We start from the raw sequence: 14,261 nt of genomic DNA on the forward strand, positions 1-14,261 counted from the left end.
TAAAATCTTAAAAACCATTTATTTTTATTGACTGCAGAGATTCTTGGCACAAGCTTTTATAATACTCAGCGGTAACCTTCGATAAAATGGCTTGTTTCGCCTCTTGGATACCATCAGTGATGGATGCCGATCTGCCCGCCGCATATAAAGCAGCTCCAGCATTTAAATAGACGATGTTCATCGCTGACGAATTAGCCGTCCCATCAAAAATTTGTTGGATGAGACAGGCGCTTTCTTCAACGCTTGAAACTTGGATATCTGAAAGGCTTCCCCTCTCCAATCCGACTTCTTCTGGTGTCAGCGTTCTCTCTTCAATCGATTGGCGATCAACGATTAAATACTGAGACGGCCCGGTTATCGAAAATTCATCAAGGCCCCCTTCTCCCGTAACGAGGATGGTGCGCGTGACGCCTAATTCTCTCAGGGCACTTGCCATTTTACGCGCCTGATTAAAATCATAGACGCCAATCAGTTGCCGCTTCGTATTAGCTGGGTTCGCAAGCGGCCCGAGCAAATTAAAGACAGTTCGAAAGCCAAGTTCCTTTCTTGGTCCAACCGCATGCTTCATGGATGCATGATAGAGCGGAGCAAATAAGAAACATAGATTAGTAGATTGTAAAGCATGAAGCGCTTCTTCCGGGCTATTCTGGACAGGCAAACCAAGCGCCTCCAAGACATCGGCACTACCGCTTTTTGAAGACATGGCCCGATTGCCGTGTTTCGCGACCTTGACGCCGATCGACGCGAGAAGGATCGCCACCGTTGTTGATATATTAAACGTACTTGAACCGTCACCACCTGTTCCACAAGTATCCAAGGCATCTTCTGAATGCTCTAAAGTGGTCACATGGCTTCTCATGGATTCAACAAAGCCCGTCAGTTCCTCAACAGTTTCTCCCCGGAAACGCAGGACAGATAGAAAACTCGATATTTGGCTTGGTGTTGCCTTGCCCGTCATGATCGTATCCATCATTGATCGGGCTTCACTCCGAGAAAGGGTTTTCCCTTCAATTAGTTCAGACAATAAGGACTTAAACATGGTTTTCAACCTCCTTTTTCTCAAAGAGCCGTTCTGCTAAATAAAGAGCTTGAAACAAGGCACGTGCTTTATTCCGCGTTTCGTCCCACTCATTTTCCGGAATGGAATCCGCTACAATCCCTGCTCCTGCTTGCACATACGCCTGACCTTTGTGGCAGACAAAGGTTCGAATGGTGATGCAAGTATCCATCGTCCCATCATAACCAATGTAGCCAACCGCCCCGCCATAAAAGCCTCTTGCAACTGGCTCAAGCTCTGCAATGATTTCCATCGCTCTAATTTTTGGCGCTCCTGACAACGTTCCAGCGGGGAAAGCTGATGTTAGAGCATCGATTGGCTCTGCGTCTTTTTTTAACGTTCCTCTTACTTTCGAGACGAGATGGATGACTTGGGCAAAAGGAATAGCCTTCATAAGAACCGGAACGTGAACGGAGCCATATTCCGCCACCCGACCAACATCGTTTCGAGCAAGGTCAACGAGCATCATATGTTCTGCCCGTTCTTTCTCATCTGCCAAAAGCTCCTCCATTAAAGCTTGATCTTCTTCAGCACAACTTCCCCGTTTTCGTGTTCCGGCAATTGGATGTATTTCAACTTCTTGGTTCTCAATATTCACCAATCGTTCAGGTGAAGAGCCGACAAGTTCAAATTCTCCTAATTTCATGTAAAAAAGATAAGGCGATGGATTCATAATTCGTAAAGCCCGGTAGAGCTGCCATGGGGTCACCTTCAATGGGATATGGTAGCGATTGGATAATACCGCTTGAAAAATATCGCCCGCCTTAATGTAATCTTTTATTTTCTCTACAGCGGCAACATAGGCTGCTTTGGACATGGAAGACTTCGCCTGATTGAAATCGGCCACTTTCTCTATTAATGCAGGCCGAGCAAGTTCAACGGTCCCATTTACTTGAAAAAAGAGATTGGCAAGCCGAGTCTGCTCCTCCAGTAAGCCATCGATTTTTTTCTGCAAGTCATCCGCACATTCTCCTTCTTGATGTCTTGCAAACGATATAAAGGTCATCGTCTGTTCATAATGATCAAACGCAATGATGGTTTCACAGAAAACAAAAGCGTACGGAGGTGTACCGAGATCATTGTCTTGATGTGGCGGAATGTGATCAAAATCAGAAACCGCATCATAAGCAATGGCTCCAACTGCTCCTCCAGGAAACCCATGACTTGTAGGAGCGGGTGCCGGACGCAAGTGTTTATTTACCTTCGCTAGCAATTCCTTTAAAGAATCAGCCTTTAGTTGGACATTTGATTGGTCTTCAGTAAAAATAAAACTTTCCTGTTCTTTAAATAATTTGGCGAAGGCTTGAATGCCAATAAAAGAATGGCGTGACCAGGAATGACTCGGTTCACGGCTTTCAAGCAAAAAAACGAGCTCGTTGCCTAATTTCTCAGCTATATCAATAGGGGTTAAGCGATCTGAAAAAAACGTTTGACTGACCGGGAAGGTTTTGAAGCCTTTCTCAATAGCTTCACTTGGGGTTAATAGTGTCATCGTCTCATTCCTCCTGTTGGATCATTGGATCAATCTGGAGCAATGAGTGATTATGAGGAACATAGAGGCCTATAAATTAGAAAAACCCATAGGCTAATCAGCCTATGGGTGGATTTATAATATCCCCTCAGCTCGCCTCAGCTTCACTCACTCTCAACTCTTCTCAAAAGACTCATTTCAAAATAGTGGGTCTATGAACGCTCTCGTTCATTTCTAACCCAGTTTCAATTAACAAATAAATGCGACTCTCTTTACTTATCTTATCGAATGATAGCGTGTGTGTCAAAGAGAAGTTATGAGCTTTTCATAAATTTCGACAATTGTTCTAAAATATCAGCTTCCGGAATCTCAACAAGCGCCGGCTTACCGATCTCTTCTAAAAGCACGAACCTCACCTGATTACCCAGCCGCTTCTTATCCCGTTTCATTGCTTCAAAAATGACCGGTACTTCTAGATCAGCTGGCACACGAACTGGCAAATCAAGGGCATTCAGCCACTCCCGCAGCGTTTCTGTCGGCAGCTGATTTCCATACCAAGCTTCACTTAACTGCAGGGCAAAGAGAAGTCCAATTGCCACACCTTCCCCGTGTGTTAACACCCCGTAGCCCGAAACCTTTTCCAAAGCATGTCCAAGCGTATGTCCAAGATTCAAAAAGGCACGCTGCCCCTGTTCTAACTCATCAGCGTCCACGACAGCGGCTTTGACCCGAATACCGCGCCCAATAAACGGCGTTACAGCGGAGACGCTCAGATGCGACTTATCAGGGATCGCTGCTCTTAGTTCTTCAAAAAATGCCGAGGACTCCAAAAGACTATGCTTAATTAATTCGCTAAAACCCGACCGCCACTCGCGAGGAGGCAAAGACTCAAGGAAAGTTGTATTGTAAATAACCGCATCAGGGTGATAAAATGCCCCAATTAAATTCTTACCTTTCGCGTGATTAATTCCGACCTTCCCACCGACACTGCTGTCATGGGCAAGAAGGGTTGTTGGGAGCTGAATCCAGCTGACACCGCGCAAATACGTTGCTGCGACAAAGCCGGCCAAATCACCGACTACTCCGCCTCCTAATGCAAGAATACAAGCCTTGCGATCAAGGTTTAGCTCAAGCAGTTGGTCAAGCAGTTTTGAGTAAACAGCAAACGATTTGGAAGGCTCCCCTGATGGAACGACCGCATGATGGACAGGACCATAAGAGGAAAAAGCTTCTGTAACTTGATCTAAATATAAAGGAGCGACCGCATCATCAGTAATAATAAAATAAGAGCTGTATGTTTTTAATGCCATGTCCTGAAGCTGATTCAGAAGGTTTTCACCTAAGTAAATGGGATATGTTTTACTAGCCGCCCGAATCCACAGTGTTTCCATTAAAACTCACGCGCCCAATCACGGCGCTCCTGAACCCGCTGGACTAATTCTTCCAGTCGGTCTCCACCGAACGTCTCCATTAATTCCCGGGCAACCTCCCAGGCAACCACACTCTCACAGACAACACTCGCTGCGGGAACCGCACAATTATCCGTCCGTTCAATACTTGCTGCAAACGTTTCTTTTGTATCAATGTCGACACTTTGAAGCGGCTTGTACAGAGTTGGAATAGGCTTCATGACACCGCGTACCACGATCGGCATGCCATTGGTCATACCGCCTTCAAATCCGCCTAAACGGTTCGTTTTACGAGAGAAACCCTCTTCTTTAGACCAAATGATTTCATCATGCACCTGACTTCCTGGCAGATTAGCCATCTCGAAGCCTTCCCCAAACTCGACTCCTTTAAAAGCATTAATGCTCATAACAGCAAGGGCCATTCGTGCATCCAGTTTGCGATCATAATGAACATGGCTGCCCAATCCAATTGGTGCGCCTTTCACAATCACTTCGACAATTCCACCTACCGAATCTCCATTGTCTTTCGCTTGATCGATCGCCTGCTTCATTTTTTCTTCTACCTCTGGGTCCAGACAGCGAACCTCTGAGGCTTCTGTTTTTTCTCTAAGAACAGCTAGATCCTCAGGAACCTCTGTTTGGTCCCAAACGCCGCCAATATTCACCACACGGCCGCCCACTTCGATTCCAACTGCCTTTAATAGTTCTTTCGCAACCGCTCCCACCGCAACACGAGCCGCTGTTTCACGAGCTGAAGAACGTTCAAGAACATTTCGCATATCGCGGTGTCCGTATTTAATCGCGCCGTTTAAGTCGGCATGACCAGGACGAGGCCGCGTCACTTGTTTCTTAATAGCCGTTGGGTCATCTACGGGATCTGGACCCATAATATCCACCCAATTTTTCCAGTCTTTATTTTCAACAACAAGGGTGATCGGAGCACCCGTTGTCTTTCCGTGGCGAACCCCGTTTAGAAATTGAATTTGATCCGTCTCAATCTTCATGCGACGGCCGCGGCCATAACCGCCCTGTCTTCTTCTTAATTCCTCATTAATGACTTCTGCCGTTAAAGTTAAACCAGCCGGAACACCTTCGATAATCGCTGTAACTTGGGGTCCATGTGATTCGCTTGCTGTTAAATAGCGCATTTTATTGCCTCCTAGTTCTAGCCTTTCTTTTCATAGAAAAACGTTTATGAATCCAGAAAATGGCGGCGGCAGTCAATAAAGAGTTGCTAAAGCACGCCTAGCCGTTAACCACCACTTAAGGTCCAATCACTTTTATAGCTTTTAGAGTTGGCCTCTTCTGTCAAATGAATCCTCACGTTTTGTTTTAAGCACATAGTCGGATCGCCCCCCCTGATTCAGAAAGGATTGGATCGCAGATAATGCCGTTTGAAAGTTATAGGCTGCTGATCTTATTCTATTTTACATAAATTCTTTTCCCTTTTAAAGTATCGAAGTATTCGAGATTGTTCAAGTCATTTAATCATTTTTTCTGAAAAAATACCTTCTAAAAAAAACAGCCGCTTATGGCGACTGTTTTAGATAAGGCTTGGATTAAACCCATGCATCCACATTTTTCGTATAAGTTACCAATTCATTTTCGTTAAAAAATAAATTGATTTCGCGAGCCGCACTTTCCGGGGAATCCGAACCATGGATAATATTTTGGCTCATTTGTACCGCGTAATCACCGCGAATTGTTCCAGGAGCGGCTTCTTGCGGATTCGTTGCTCCCATCATTTTGCGAGCCGTTGCAATAACGCCATCGCCTTCCCAGACCATCGCAAATACAGGACCCGATGTAATAAAGTTGACCAGCTCTCCAAAGAACGGGCGCTCTTTGTGCTCACCATAATGCTGTTCAGCTAATTCCCGTGTAATCACCATTAATTTGGCACCTGCTAGCTTATAGCCTTTTTTCTCAAAGCGAGTGACCACTTCACCGATTAAATTGCGCTGTACACCATCTGGTTTAACCATTAAAAACGTTCTTTCCATTCTAAAATCCTCACCTTCAACTATGTAATAACTCGTTTTCAATACTTGGTTACGCTCTCAAAACGGAGCGGCTTGTCTCTAAAAGAAAAGACAAGTCTAGTCTATCAAAAAACCGACCCTTTTTACAAATTTCGATCAAGAAATCGGCTTTCCTTCTGTTGCTTTTAGGTTTGACTGCCGTTTCCCTTAACTAGACAATCGCTCCCTTTTAAAGCCACTATCAGCATGTTTATAGCCGGGATGTTAGAAAAGCAAGCGACAGACCACGCTTTTCAATTCACAAAAAAGCATCGTTTCAAGGCTGCCCATTCTCTATTTAAAGACTAGCAGCCCTTTTTGATAGCCATTGCGGTGTGCCACGATAAATATAAGGGTATCCCGGCTTAATATTTTCGCGTGCCTATGTAATCCGCAATTTCTTTAAGGTGCTCGACCGCTTTTCGGTCCTGCGGCAATTGATCAATCACCTGATAGGCTTTTTTCAGGTAACGATCGCTTAAGGCTTGAGCTTTTTCAATGCCACCAGAACCCCGAATTAGTTGAACCACCTTGTTCCATTCTTCATTGTCAAGCTCGTCACTCCTCAACAAATAGCCGAAAAGCTGTTCTTTCATTTCAGGATCTTCAAAAGCCATAATGGTCGGCAGCGTTAAGTTTCCCTGACGGATATCACTAGCTGCCGGTTTGCCAAGCTGCTTTTCTGTTCCAACGAAATCTAAGATATCATCCGTAATTTGAAACGACATTCCCATAAAATAACCGAAGTAATAAAGGTGACGGCAGATCGTCTCGTCTGCTTCAGCTGCCTTTGCCCCAAGGTAACAGCTGACCGCCATCAAAAGGGCTGTTTTACGTTTGATACGGAGTAAATAACTTCTGAGATTCTGATGCCAATTATATTGATCACGTATCTGGATGATTTCCCCTAATGTCATCTCATGAATCGCATTGGATAAGACTTGATGGGCCGCTTTTACTTCAAGACTTGCCATTTCCTCCTGAGCTCTTGCAAACATAAAATCTCCTGTGTACATAGCAATTCGATTATCCCATTCTGCTTTAACCGTCTTCTTCCCTCGACGAAGATCCGCATCATCAATCACATCATCGTGAACAAGAGAGGCCATATGAATAAGTTCTAATGAAACAGCTACCTTCGTGACCACACCAGGCTTTGCTTGGCCGAACTGTGACGCCAGCAGGACGAATACGGGGCGAATCCGTTTTCCACCTGCTCTTAATAACTGATTCCCTGCCTTCTTTAGGATCGGTTGATCAGCCGACACGATTACCTCGAGTCGTTTCTCGATACGATTTAAATCGGGCTTAAACTGTCGATAGATACCCGCTAAACTCATTGTCTCACCTTTTCATTTCATTAATTCATTTTCTCCCGAGGTTGCTTTACTAGAGCTGTTTTGGTTTAACGCCATGGTGAATCGCTGCAATTCCACCTGTTAACGAGATGAAGGTAACCGATTCAAAGCCAGCTTCTCTAAACAGATCAGCTAACCGTTCTTTCGAAGGGAAGTTTTGAGTGGATTCGTTCAGCCATGCATATTCATCGTATTTATTGGCAAACCATTTGCCAAGTAAAGGCATGATCTTTCTAAAATAAAAGAAATAAATTTGTTTATACCCGATCAATGTCGGCTGTGACGTTTCTAGACAAGTTAAAGTGCCACCAGGCTTCAAGACCCGATGGATTTCTTTAAGCACGGTCAGATAATCCGGTACATTTCGGAGACCGAAGCCAATTGACACTTGATCAAACGTGTTCGCTTCAAAAGGCAAATTCATGGCATCCCCATGAATAAACTCAACGTTAGAAGACTTTTTAATTTCCTTTTTGTGTTCGGCAACTGAGAGCATATTTTGACTAAAATCAAGGCCTTTTACAGTCCCGTTCGGAAGTACTACCTGTGATAATGCCAGCGCCCAATCCCCAGTTCCTGTGCACACATCTAAAATTGACATCCCTGGTCGCGGGTTCATGCGCTTCATTGCCTTCTTGCGCCATACGATATGTTGATTGAAGCTGATCAAGGAGTTCATAAAGTCATATTTTTCATAGATCGTTTCAAATACGTGATGGACTTTTTCGTGCTTGCTTTCTGTCATGTCCTTAGCCTTCTTCCGCTAACAAACTCAAGTCCATTTTCTCAGGCTTAAAAAGCGAAAACTTAGATAATTGCTCGATAAACGGATAGCGTTTGATGTCGATATTAAGAAGACGTTGACTGCCTTCTTTCACTGCTTCATCTATAGTTTGTAAAAAGCCCTTTTTCAAATCTGGTTTTTCTTCAAGAATCGAGTGAAGAAATTTCGTCGATTTGCCATTGAAATAATGATCTTTTTCGTTGATTAAGCGTGCGACATAAAAATAGTCCGTAATCAACGCTTTCCATTTCGGCAAATTTAAATAATTGGCCACATTTAATAAAAGAGTTGACTCAATTTGTTTTATAAGTTCAAACAAGCGGCCATATGGAAGGTCGAGCTTAAAAAAGCTGGTCTTATCTTCGTTTATTTTCTGAATCGCATCCGAAATTTGCTTAATCATGGAAAAATCGGATTGATCTGCTAATAATTGGTAATATTTTGAGCTGTAATAATCCCCTGCTAATGCCGTCAATTGACGGAGCTTCCGTTCTTTATCATTAGTTGAGGGGTGTATGAGAATCCGATCATGCGTTTCTAGGGCGAGATGAACGAGGCTAATTGATGTGATATAGTCTTCAACATTTGAATAGCTCCCGTTTTCCTCAAACATCGCGCAAAGAAACCAAATATGATCATAATCTATTTGAGGACGTTGAATAAAACGATTAAGCGTTGGATGATCAATCGCTTTTTCAATTTTATTGACTATGTAATCATAGTTGTCCAAAATGGTCATAGTTGAGCCCCCAGCACTCGGGTTGGTTTTATGCAGACAGTATTCAAAACCATCCGCTTCAAGAATTCCATCCAAGTTATTTCAGTTATAAGCATTATTTACCATAATAAAAACCTTTATTAATTATAGCATTGAAAGAACCATGATAAAAGTTTATTCCTTTTCTCTTTGTTTCAACCCTATGACAATTAGGCCAAGAGAAAAGAGGCTAAGGCTTGCCTCAACCTCCCCTCATCCAACGGCGGATGTTAGTCGCATTAAGTTGACGGCCAAGGGTTACTCGCCTGATTCGATCGTGCCATGCTTGGTAACGATGGTCGCTTTTCCCCTCACCTTAATCGCAGACGTATGTTCAGTAAATTGGGCAAGCATCACTTCACCCTTGTCCAATTTTTCAGAGTGATGAAATCGAGTATCGGCCCCTCTGGTCAGCCCTATGACATTCACTCCATTTTCTTTGGCCTTAATTACAAAAAAATCATTGATTTCATTTGCCATCTAGTTATCCAACCCCTTTAGAAATCCCCGGTTAAGTCTCAAAATGAATCAGCCTTTAATAAGCATCATGGCTTCGGAACGTGCTGATGAATCTTTCTCAAAAACGCCTCTTACCGCTGAAGTTACCGTCTTAGAGCCCGGTTTCTTAACCCCTCGCATCGTCATGCACATATGTTCTGCTTCAATGACCACAATGACGCCATGCGGAGAGAGTGTTTTGACAATGGAATCAGCAATTGTACTTGTAATGCGTTCCTGAAGCTGAGGACGTCGCGTAACCGCCTCAACAGCTCGGGCCAGCTTACTTAAGCCTGTCACCTTTCCATCTTTCGGAATATAACCAACATGGGCAACACCAAAGAACGGAACAAGATGGTGCTCACACATGGAATAAAAAGGAATATCCTTCACAAGAACGAGTTCTTCGTGATCTTCTCCAAACACAGTCGCAAAATACTCATCCGGATTTTGATTTAAGCCTTGAAAGACTTCTTCATACATCCGTGCCACTCGTTTTGGCGTATCTAACAAGCCTTCACGGCTCGGATCTTCTCCGATAGCTTCTAAAATCATCTTAACTGCTTCTTCTATTTTTGCATGGTCAACACTCATGAAATGGTCCTCCATCTTTCTATTATACAGTGAATGTTAGCATATCACATACCTGCGTGCAAAAATAGTGGATTTCCCCATTCTACTTGTGCTATATCCATCATCATTAACGGAACCTTTTGAATAAATAAGAAAAAGAGCCACTTCAATGTGACCCTTTTGGTGTTTTGCCCTAAAAAGTTATGTATTTAACATTAGTTAACCGCATCTTTAAGGGCTTTACCTGGTTTAAAAGCAGGCACTTTGCTTGCAGCAATACTAATTTCTTCACCGGTTTGTGGATTACGCCCTTTACGCGCGGAACGTTCACGAACTTCGAAGTTACCAAATCCAACTAACTGGACCTTACCGCCTTCTTTTAATGCGTCGGTGATTGCTAAGAATACGGAGTCAACAGCTTTGGTTGCATCTTTTTTAGAAAGTTGAGTCGATTCAGCTACAGCATTTACCAATTCTGTCTTATTCAACGCCTTCACCTCCTCTCGGGGAGCGTTTTGCTAAGTTACCATTTTTCAGGAAAACTACTAGAAAAACGTGGTTCAACGCTATATTAATGTATGCTTTAAAATAATTCAAGCCTCTTTTTAACTAATTCCCGCTAAAATCCAAGCTTTTTCTACATTTTGCTAAAATCCCGGTCACATTTAGTTATTAAGACCCTTATCTCCTTGATCCAACTAGATTCATAATAACCGAAAGTTTTGGATTTTAAACACAAATACTTAAAATAATGTATTTAATTGACAATAAAAAAAAGACTCTCGATGATTGAGAGTCTGGCCAAACTATATGATTAGAGGATAATGGCGATTAGACCGCCGGATCCTTCGTTTATGATGCGCTCAAGGGTTTCTTTTAATTTATAGCGGGCATTTTCAGGCATTAATGAAAGTTTTGCAGAAATACCTTCTCTAACAATGGAATTAAGTGAGCGGCCGAAAATATCGGAATTCCAAATTGAAAGCGGGTCATCTTCAAAGTCCTGCATGAGATAACGGACTAGTTCTTCGCTTTGCTTTTCTGTTCCAATAATTGGGGCAAACTCGGATTCCACATCCACTTTAATCATATGAATGGATGGAGCTACGGCCTTCAACCGGACACCGAAACGCGAGCCTTGGCGGATGATTTCCGGCTCATCTAAACTCATATCCGTAATAGCCGGTGCCGCAATTCCATAACCTGTTTGTTTCACCATCTTAAGCGCTTCAGCCACTTGGTCATATTCGCGCTTAGCTTCAGAAAACTCTTGCATGAGTTGAAGGAGATGATCCTTACCGCGAATCTCCACTCCCACCACTTCTTTTAAAACTTGATCATAAAGATCATCAGGTGCATAAAGATCAATTTCGGCAATGCCCCGACCCATCTCAATGCCGGCAAGTTGGGCGTTTTCAATGAATTCAAACTCATCAAAATGACCGACAACACGGTCGACATCACGCAAGCGGCGAATATCTTTGACTGTATTTTTTACAGCCTCTTCATAGCTTTCACGAAGCCAATGATCTTCCCTTAGAACCATTACCCAGCTTGGAAGATTCACATTCACTTCAAGCACTGGGAATTCGTATAACGCTTCACGTAACACAACATTAATGTCGTGCTCCGTCATATTTTCAACACTCTGTGCGAGAACAGGAATATCATATTTCTCAGTAAGTTCTAAGCGCAACTGCTGAGTATCAGGGTGCTGCGGGTGTGTCGAATTGATGATCATAATAAACGGTTTGCCTACTTCTTTAAGCTCCTCGACAACTCGCTCTTCTGCAACCAAATAATCATGCCGCGTAATATCGCCGATGGACCCGTCAGTCGTAATGACAACCCCTAATGTTGAATGCTCTTGGATAACCTTACGCGTTCCAATTTCAGCGGCTTCTTGAAATGGGATGGGCTCGTCATACCAAGGTGTATGCACCATACGCGGCCCGTTTTCATCTTCAAAGCCCTTTGCTCCTGGTACAGCATAGCCGACACAATCTACTACACGAATGTTCACATCTAAGCCTTCATCAACGCTGACGGACACCGCATTGTTAGGGACAAATTTAGGCTCTGTTGTCATGATTTGGCGCCCTGCCCCACTCTGCGGCAACTCGTCTTGCGCACGTGCGCGTTCGGCTTCGTTTTCAATATTGGGAAGAACGACAAGCTCCATAAATTTCTTAATGAAGGTCGATTTACCTGTTCGAACCGCCCCAACTACGCCTAAATAAATATCACCGCCCGTGCGCTCGGCGATATCTTTAAAAATATCGACTCTTTCCAATGTAAACCCTCCCGATCACATTATCGTAGAACAAACTCGAATACTATATAACTATGACTTTGTCCACTAAATATGCCATTCTTCCCTAACAAAACTTCCTTCTGGAAAAAACTATAAATAAAATAATGGCAAAAGGAATTTGTTCGAAAGAAAACCTCTCCCAATCAATGTATTTTGGAAGAGGTCAAAACATGACTTATAATTTTGTTAAAATTTATTTTGAACGAGTTATTTAGAAGGCGTTTTAAGTAAGAAGTTCACTTCACCTTTATCATTTAAGGCATAGGGGACGGACGCGACTGGGACATAAGGAGATTTTGCGTATAATAAATAGCGCAAGTCTTTTCCTTTTGGCAATTTTTCTTTTGAAGCCTTGACTGCGTTATAAATATCCGGCAAATAATTCACGTAAACTTGAGACTTGCTGTCCATAAACAAACTGAGAGGCTGCCCCGAATAAGGACTCTTCACCTCTGGCGCTGTTTTATAACCAATCGCTTTATAATCAATCGTGTAGCGTCCATCGGCCAAAATTTGACCAACCGGTGAAAATCCTTTGTTTTCACGAAAAACTTGTATCTTATTTTCGATGTCTTGAATGGTACTGATAATGGTTAAATCATAAACCTTAACGGTAGGATCGGTCTCTGCATTGACAATGACGTATTGAAAATATCCCCCCTCTTCATAGGCATTGACAGGCGCTTCTGGAAGATATTCAGGGACAAGCCTTTTAAAATCAATCGCATTTTGTTCAAAAATAGGCGTTTCAGGCGTGCTGTTCTTGATGGGTAATACACCTGTTTTTTTCTTGTAATCATCCACTGCCTGCTGAACTTCCGTGATTTGAGCCTTATAGGCAGTATGGCTAGTCGCTTTCGGGTCACCCGGATAGCCGCAAGCCTGAAGAATTATCGTGGTAAAAATAATGAGTGCAATCGCTGCCGTTCTTCGCTTCATCATATCCGTCATTCCTTTTTCACTTCAAGTTCCGGGTCCAGAAGAAATTACGAGTACCATTAACAGTCCTCCAAAAATAAAAAGGCATGTTGCAATAAATGAAACGATCCCTCTAAAAATGCCTTTTAATTTCGTCCGAGAGAGAAGGATGAGAAGGCTCGCCACAATCATGAACCCCATGGCCACAAAGGACAGCCACATTTTAACGAGTCCGAGTGACATAATGGATGATCTCCTTTTTACTAGTTTAATTGGCTTTTCCTAAAGAACGCCTTATGTGACCTTCCTACACCTTTGGGTCACAAATAGAGGGTGCCTTCAAACCTTTAGGTGAAGGCGGTCACCTGGCTACTTAATTTCTAAAACTTTTCCCTGCTCGTTTTCTGTCTTGCTAAAATATGTATAAAAAAAACGGTTTCAAGGGATCGGCATTAGAAAAGCGCTAGCGCCCTTGATTATCCAACCACACCGCGGCATGTCCCCTTATTTCAGCCATTTTTTGTATAAAGAGGATCTTACAGCCTTTACAGTTAGTTAATTCAAATGATTTCTATTTAACAAACTATAAAGATAAGTATAAAACAAAAAAAAGCCGAAAGAAAGATAAATATCCTTCTTTCGGCAGTGACTAAACCTTTCCAATCAGCCAGCTCTTCTTAAGTTTAATAATATTGTGTATTCAATATAACGTATGCGATCCGTCCCTAATTTGTCGATGATGTTTGCCTAATATGAATTACTTTTGGTTAAACATTTTAGATAGGGAAGAAAAGTTAAGAGGAATATTGTTATTTACAATTGCCTTTACAATTTTGTCCTCTTTATCTTTTGAAACCTCGACATTTGCCATTCTTGCAACGCGATGCACAATTCCGCGAACCGTTTCTTCATCCTGGAAGTTGGCGTTTGCAATTGAATTGGCGAGTGAAAAAATATCCTCTTTTTTCACATTGGTTTTTTTCTCAATATGATCAAAAAACGGATTATTTGGATCCATGAAAGCCCTCCTCTTTAACTTGCTTTCAAAATAGTATATGGGAGGGAACTTGGAAACGTGAAAACCAATTGCCCAAAAGTTTT

The 14,261-nt window shown here is 42.7% G+C and carries 15 protein-coding genes; all 15 read right to left on the minus strand.

What is annotated here, in order from left to right:
- Window positions 1-7: 7 nt before the first annotated feature.
- The 15 genes from trpD to PU629_RS14575 all read right to left on the minus strand — a co-directional run bounded on the left by trpD (window position 8) and on the right by PU629_RS14575 (window position 14,178).
- Entirely contained in the window at window positions 8-1,039 is a 1,032-nt protein-coding gene (gene trpD, locus PU629_RS14505) for an anthranilate phosphoribosyltransferase (RefSeq protein WP_275280780.1), read from the minus strand.
- Window positions 1,032-2,549, minus strand: coding sequence for an anthranilate synthase component I (gene trpE, locus PU629_RS14510; protein WP_275280781.1), 1,518 nt, complete (start codon window positions 2,547-2,549; stop codon window positions 1,032-1,034). Before trpE ends, trpD begins: the two co-directional genes overlap by 8 nt.
- Before the next feature lie 293 nt (window positions 2,550-2,842).
- Window positions 2,843-3,919, minus strand: a complete 1,077-nt coding sequence (aroB, locus tag PU629_RS14515) for a 3-dehydroquinate synthase (RefSeq protein WP_275280782.1) — start codon at window positions 3,917-3,919, stop codon at window positions 2,843-2,845.
- Window positions 3,919-5,085: a chorismate synthase gene (aroC, locus tag PU629_RS14520; protein WP_275280783.1), complete on the minus strand. Its 1,167-nt coding sequence runs from the start codon at window positions 5,083-5,085 to the stop codon at window positions 3,919-3,921. The genes aroB and aroC overlap by 1 nt, the downstream gene beginning before the upstream one ends.
- A 411-nt stretch (window positions 5,086-5,496) precedes the next feature.
- Complete coding sequence (ndk, locus tag PU629_RS14525; RefSeq protein WP_275280784.1) at window positions 5,497-5,940, minus strand: nucleoside-diphosphate kinase; 444 nt, start codon at window positions 5,938-5,940, stop codon at window positions 5,497-5,499.
- A gap of 383 nt (window positions 5,941-6,323) precedes the next feature.
- Window positions 6,324-7,298: a heptaprenyl diphosphate synthase component II gene (gene hepT / locus PU629_RS14530; protein WP_275280785.1), complete on the minus strand. Its 975-nt coding sequence runs from the start codon at window positions 7,296-7,298 to the stop codon at window positions 6,324-6,326.
- A 49-nt stretch (window positions 7,299-7,347) separates the two neighbouring features.
- Window positions 7,348-8,061, minus strand: a complete 714-nt coding sequence (locus PU629_RS14535; RefSeq protein ID WP_275280786.1) for a demethylmenaquinone methyltransferase — start codon at window positions 8,059-8,061, stop codon at window positions 7,348-7,350.
- Window positions 8,062-8,065: 4 nt separating this feature from the next.
- Entirely contained in the window at window positions 8,066-8,839 is a 774-nt protein-coding gene (locus tag PU629_RS14540; RefSeq protein ID WP_275280787.1) for a heptaprenyl diphosphate synthase component 1, read from the minus strand.
- 276 nt (window positions 8,840-9,115) lie between these two features.
- Window positions 9,116-9,337, minus strand: a complete 222-nt coding sequence (mtrB, locus tag PU629_RS14545; RefSeq protein ID WP_275280788.1) for a trp RNA-binding attenuation protein MtrB — start codon at window positions 9,335-9,337, stop codon at window positions 9,116-9,118.
- A gap of 48 nt (window positions 9,338-9,385) precedes the next feature.
- Window positions 9,386-9,949, minus strand: coding sequence for a GTP cyclohydrolase I FolE (folE, locus tag PU629_RS14550; protein ID WP_275280789.1), 564 nt, complete (start codon window positions 9,947-9,949; stop codon window positions 9,386-9,388).
- 194 nt (window positions 9,950-10,143) lie between these two features.
- Window positions 10,144-10,416: an HU family DNA-binding protein gene (locus PU629_RS14555; RefSeq protein WP_275280790.1), complete on the minus strand. Its 273-nt coding sequence runs from the start codon at window positions 10,414-10,416 to the stop codon at window positions 10,144-10,146.
- A gap of 326 nt (window positions 10,417-10,742) precedes the next feature.
- Window positions 10,743-12,221 (minus strand): stage IV sporulation protein A, encoded by a 1,479-nt coding sequence (spoIVA, locus tag PU629_RS14560; protein ID WP_275280791.1) that lies wholly within the window; start codon window positions 12,219-12,221, stop codon window positions 10,743-10,745.
- A gap of 228 nt (window positions 12,222-12,449) precedes the next feature.
- Window positions 12,450-13,184, minus strand: coding sequence for a hypothetical protein (locus tag PU629_RS14565; protein WP_275280792.1), 735 nt, complete (start codon window positions 13,182-13,184; stop codon window positions 12,450-12,452).
- Between the two features lie 21 nt (window positions 13,185-13,205).
- Window positions 13,206-13,403, minus strand: a complete 198-nt coding sequence (locus PU629_RS14570) for a DUF2768 domain-containing protein (RefSeq protein WP_275280793.1) — start codon at window positions 13,401-13,403, stop codon at window positions 13,206-13,208.
- Window positions 13,404-13,917: 514 nt separating this feature from the next.
- Window positions 13,918-14,178, minus strand: a complete 261-nt coding sequence (locus PU629_RS14575; protein ID WP_275280794.1) for a stage VI sporulation protein F — start codon at window positions 14,176-14,178, stop codon at window positions 13,918-13,920.
- Window positions 14,179-14,261 lie beyond the last annotated feature (83 nt).

The organism is Pullulanibacillus sp. KACC 23026 (assembly GCF_029094525.1).
Classification (GTDB): Bacteria; Bacillota; Bacilli; order Bacillales; family Sporolactobacillaceae; genus KACC-23026.

Excerpts from the sequence above, each read along its gene's own strand:
- trpD (WP_275280780.1), bottom strand. The coding sequence starts at position 1,039 with ATGTTTAAGTCCTTATTGTCTGAACTAATTGAAGGGAAAACCCTTTCT.
- trpE (WP_275280781.1), bottom strand. The coding sequence starts at position 2,549 with ATGACACTATTAACCCCAAGTGAAGCTATTGAGAAAGGCTTCAAAACC.
- aroB (WP_275280782.1), bottom strand. The coding sequence starts at position 3,919 with ATGGAAACACTGTGGATTCGGGCGGCTAGTAAAACATATCCCATTTAC.
- aroC (WP_275280783.1), bottom strand. The coding sequence starts at position 5,085 with ATGCGCTATTTAACAGCAAGCGAATCACATGGACCCCAAGTTACAGCG.
- ndk (WP_275280784.1), bottom strand. The coding sequence starts at position 5,940 with ATGGAAAGAACGTTTTTAATGGTTAAACCAGATGGTGTACAGCGCAAT.
- hepT (WP_275280785.1), bottom strand. The coding sequence starts at position 7,298 with ATGAGTTTAGCGGGTATCTATCGACAGTTTAAGCCCGATTTAAATCGT.
- PU629_RS14535 (WP_275280786.1), bottom strand. The coding sequence starts at position 8,061 with ATGACAGAAAGCAAGCACGAAAAAGTCCATCACGTATTTGAAACGATC.
- PU629_RS14540 (WP_275280787.1), bottom strand. The coding sequence starts at position 8,839 with ATGACCATTTTGGACAACTATGATTACATAGTCAATAAAATTGAAAAA.
- mtrB (WP_275280788.1), bottom strand. The coding sequence starts at position 9,337 with ATGGCAAATGAAATCAATGATTTTTTTGTAATTAAGGCCAAAGAAAAT.
- folE (WP_275280789.1), bottom strand. The coding sequence starts at position 9,949 with ATGAGTGTTGACCATGCAAAAATAGAAGAAGCAGTTAAGATGATTTTA.
- PU629_RS14565 (WP_275280792.1), bottom strand. The coding sequence starts at position 13,184 with ATGATGAAGCGAAGAACGGCAGCGATTGCACTCATTATTTTTACCACG.
- PU629_RS14570 (WP_275280793.1), bottom strand. The coding sequence starts at position 13,403 with ATGTCACTCGGACTCGTTAAAATGTGGCTGTCCTTTGTGGCCATGGGG.
- PU629_RS14575 (WP_275280794.1), bottom strand. The coding sequence starts at position 14,178 with ATGGATCCAAATAATCCGTTTTTTGATCATATTGAGAAAAAAACCAAT.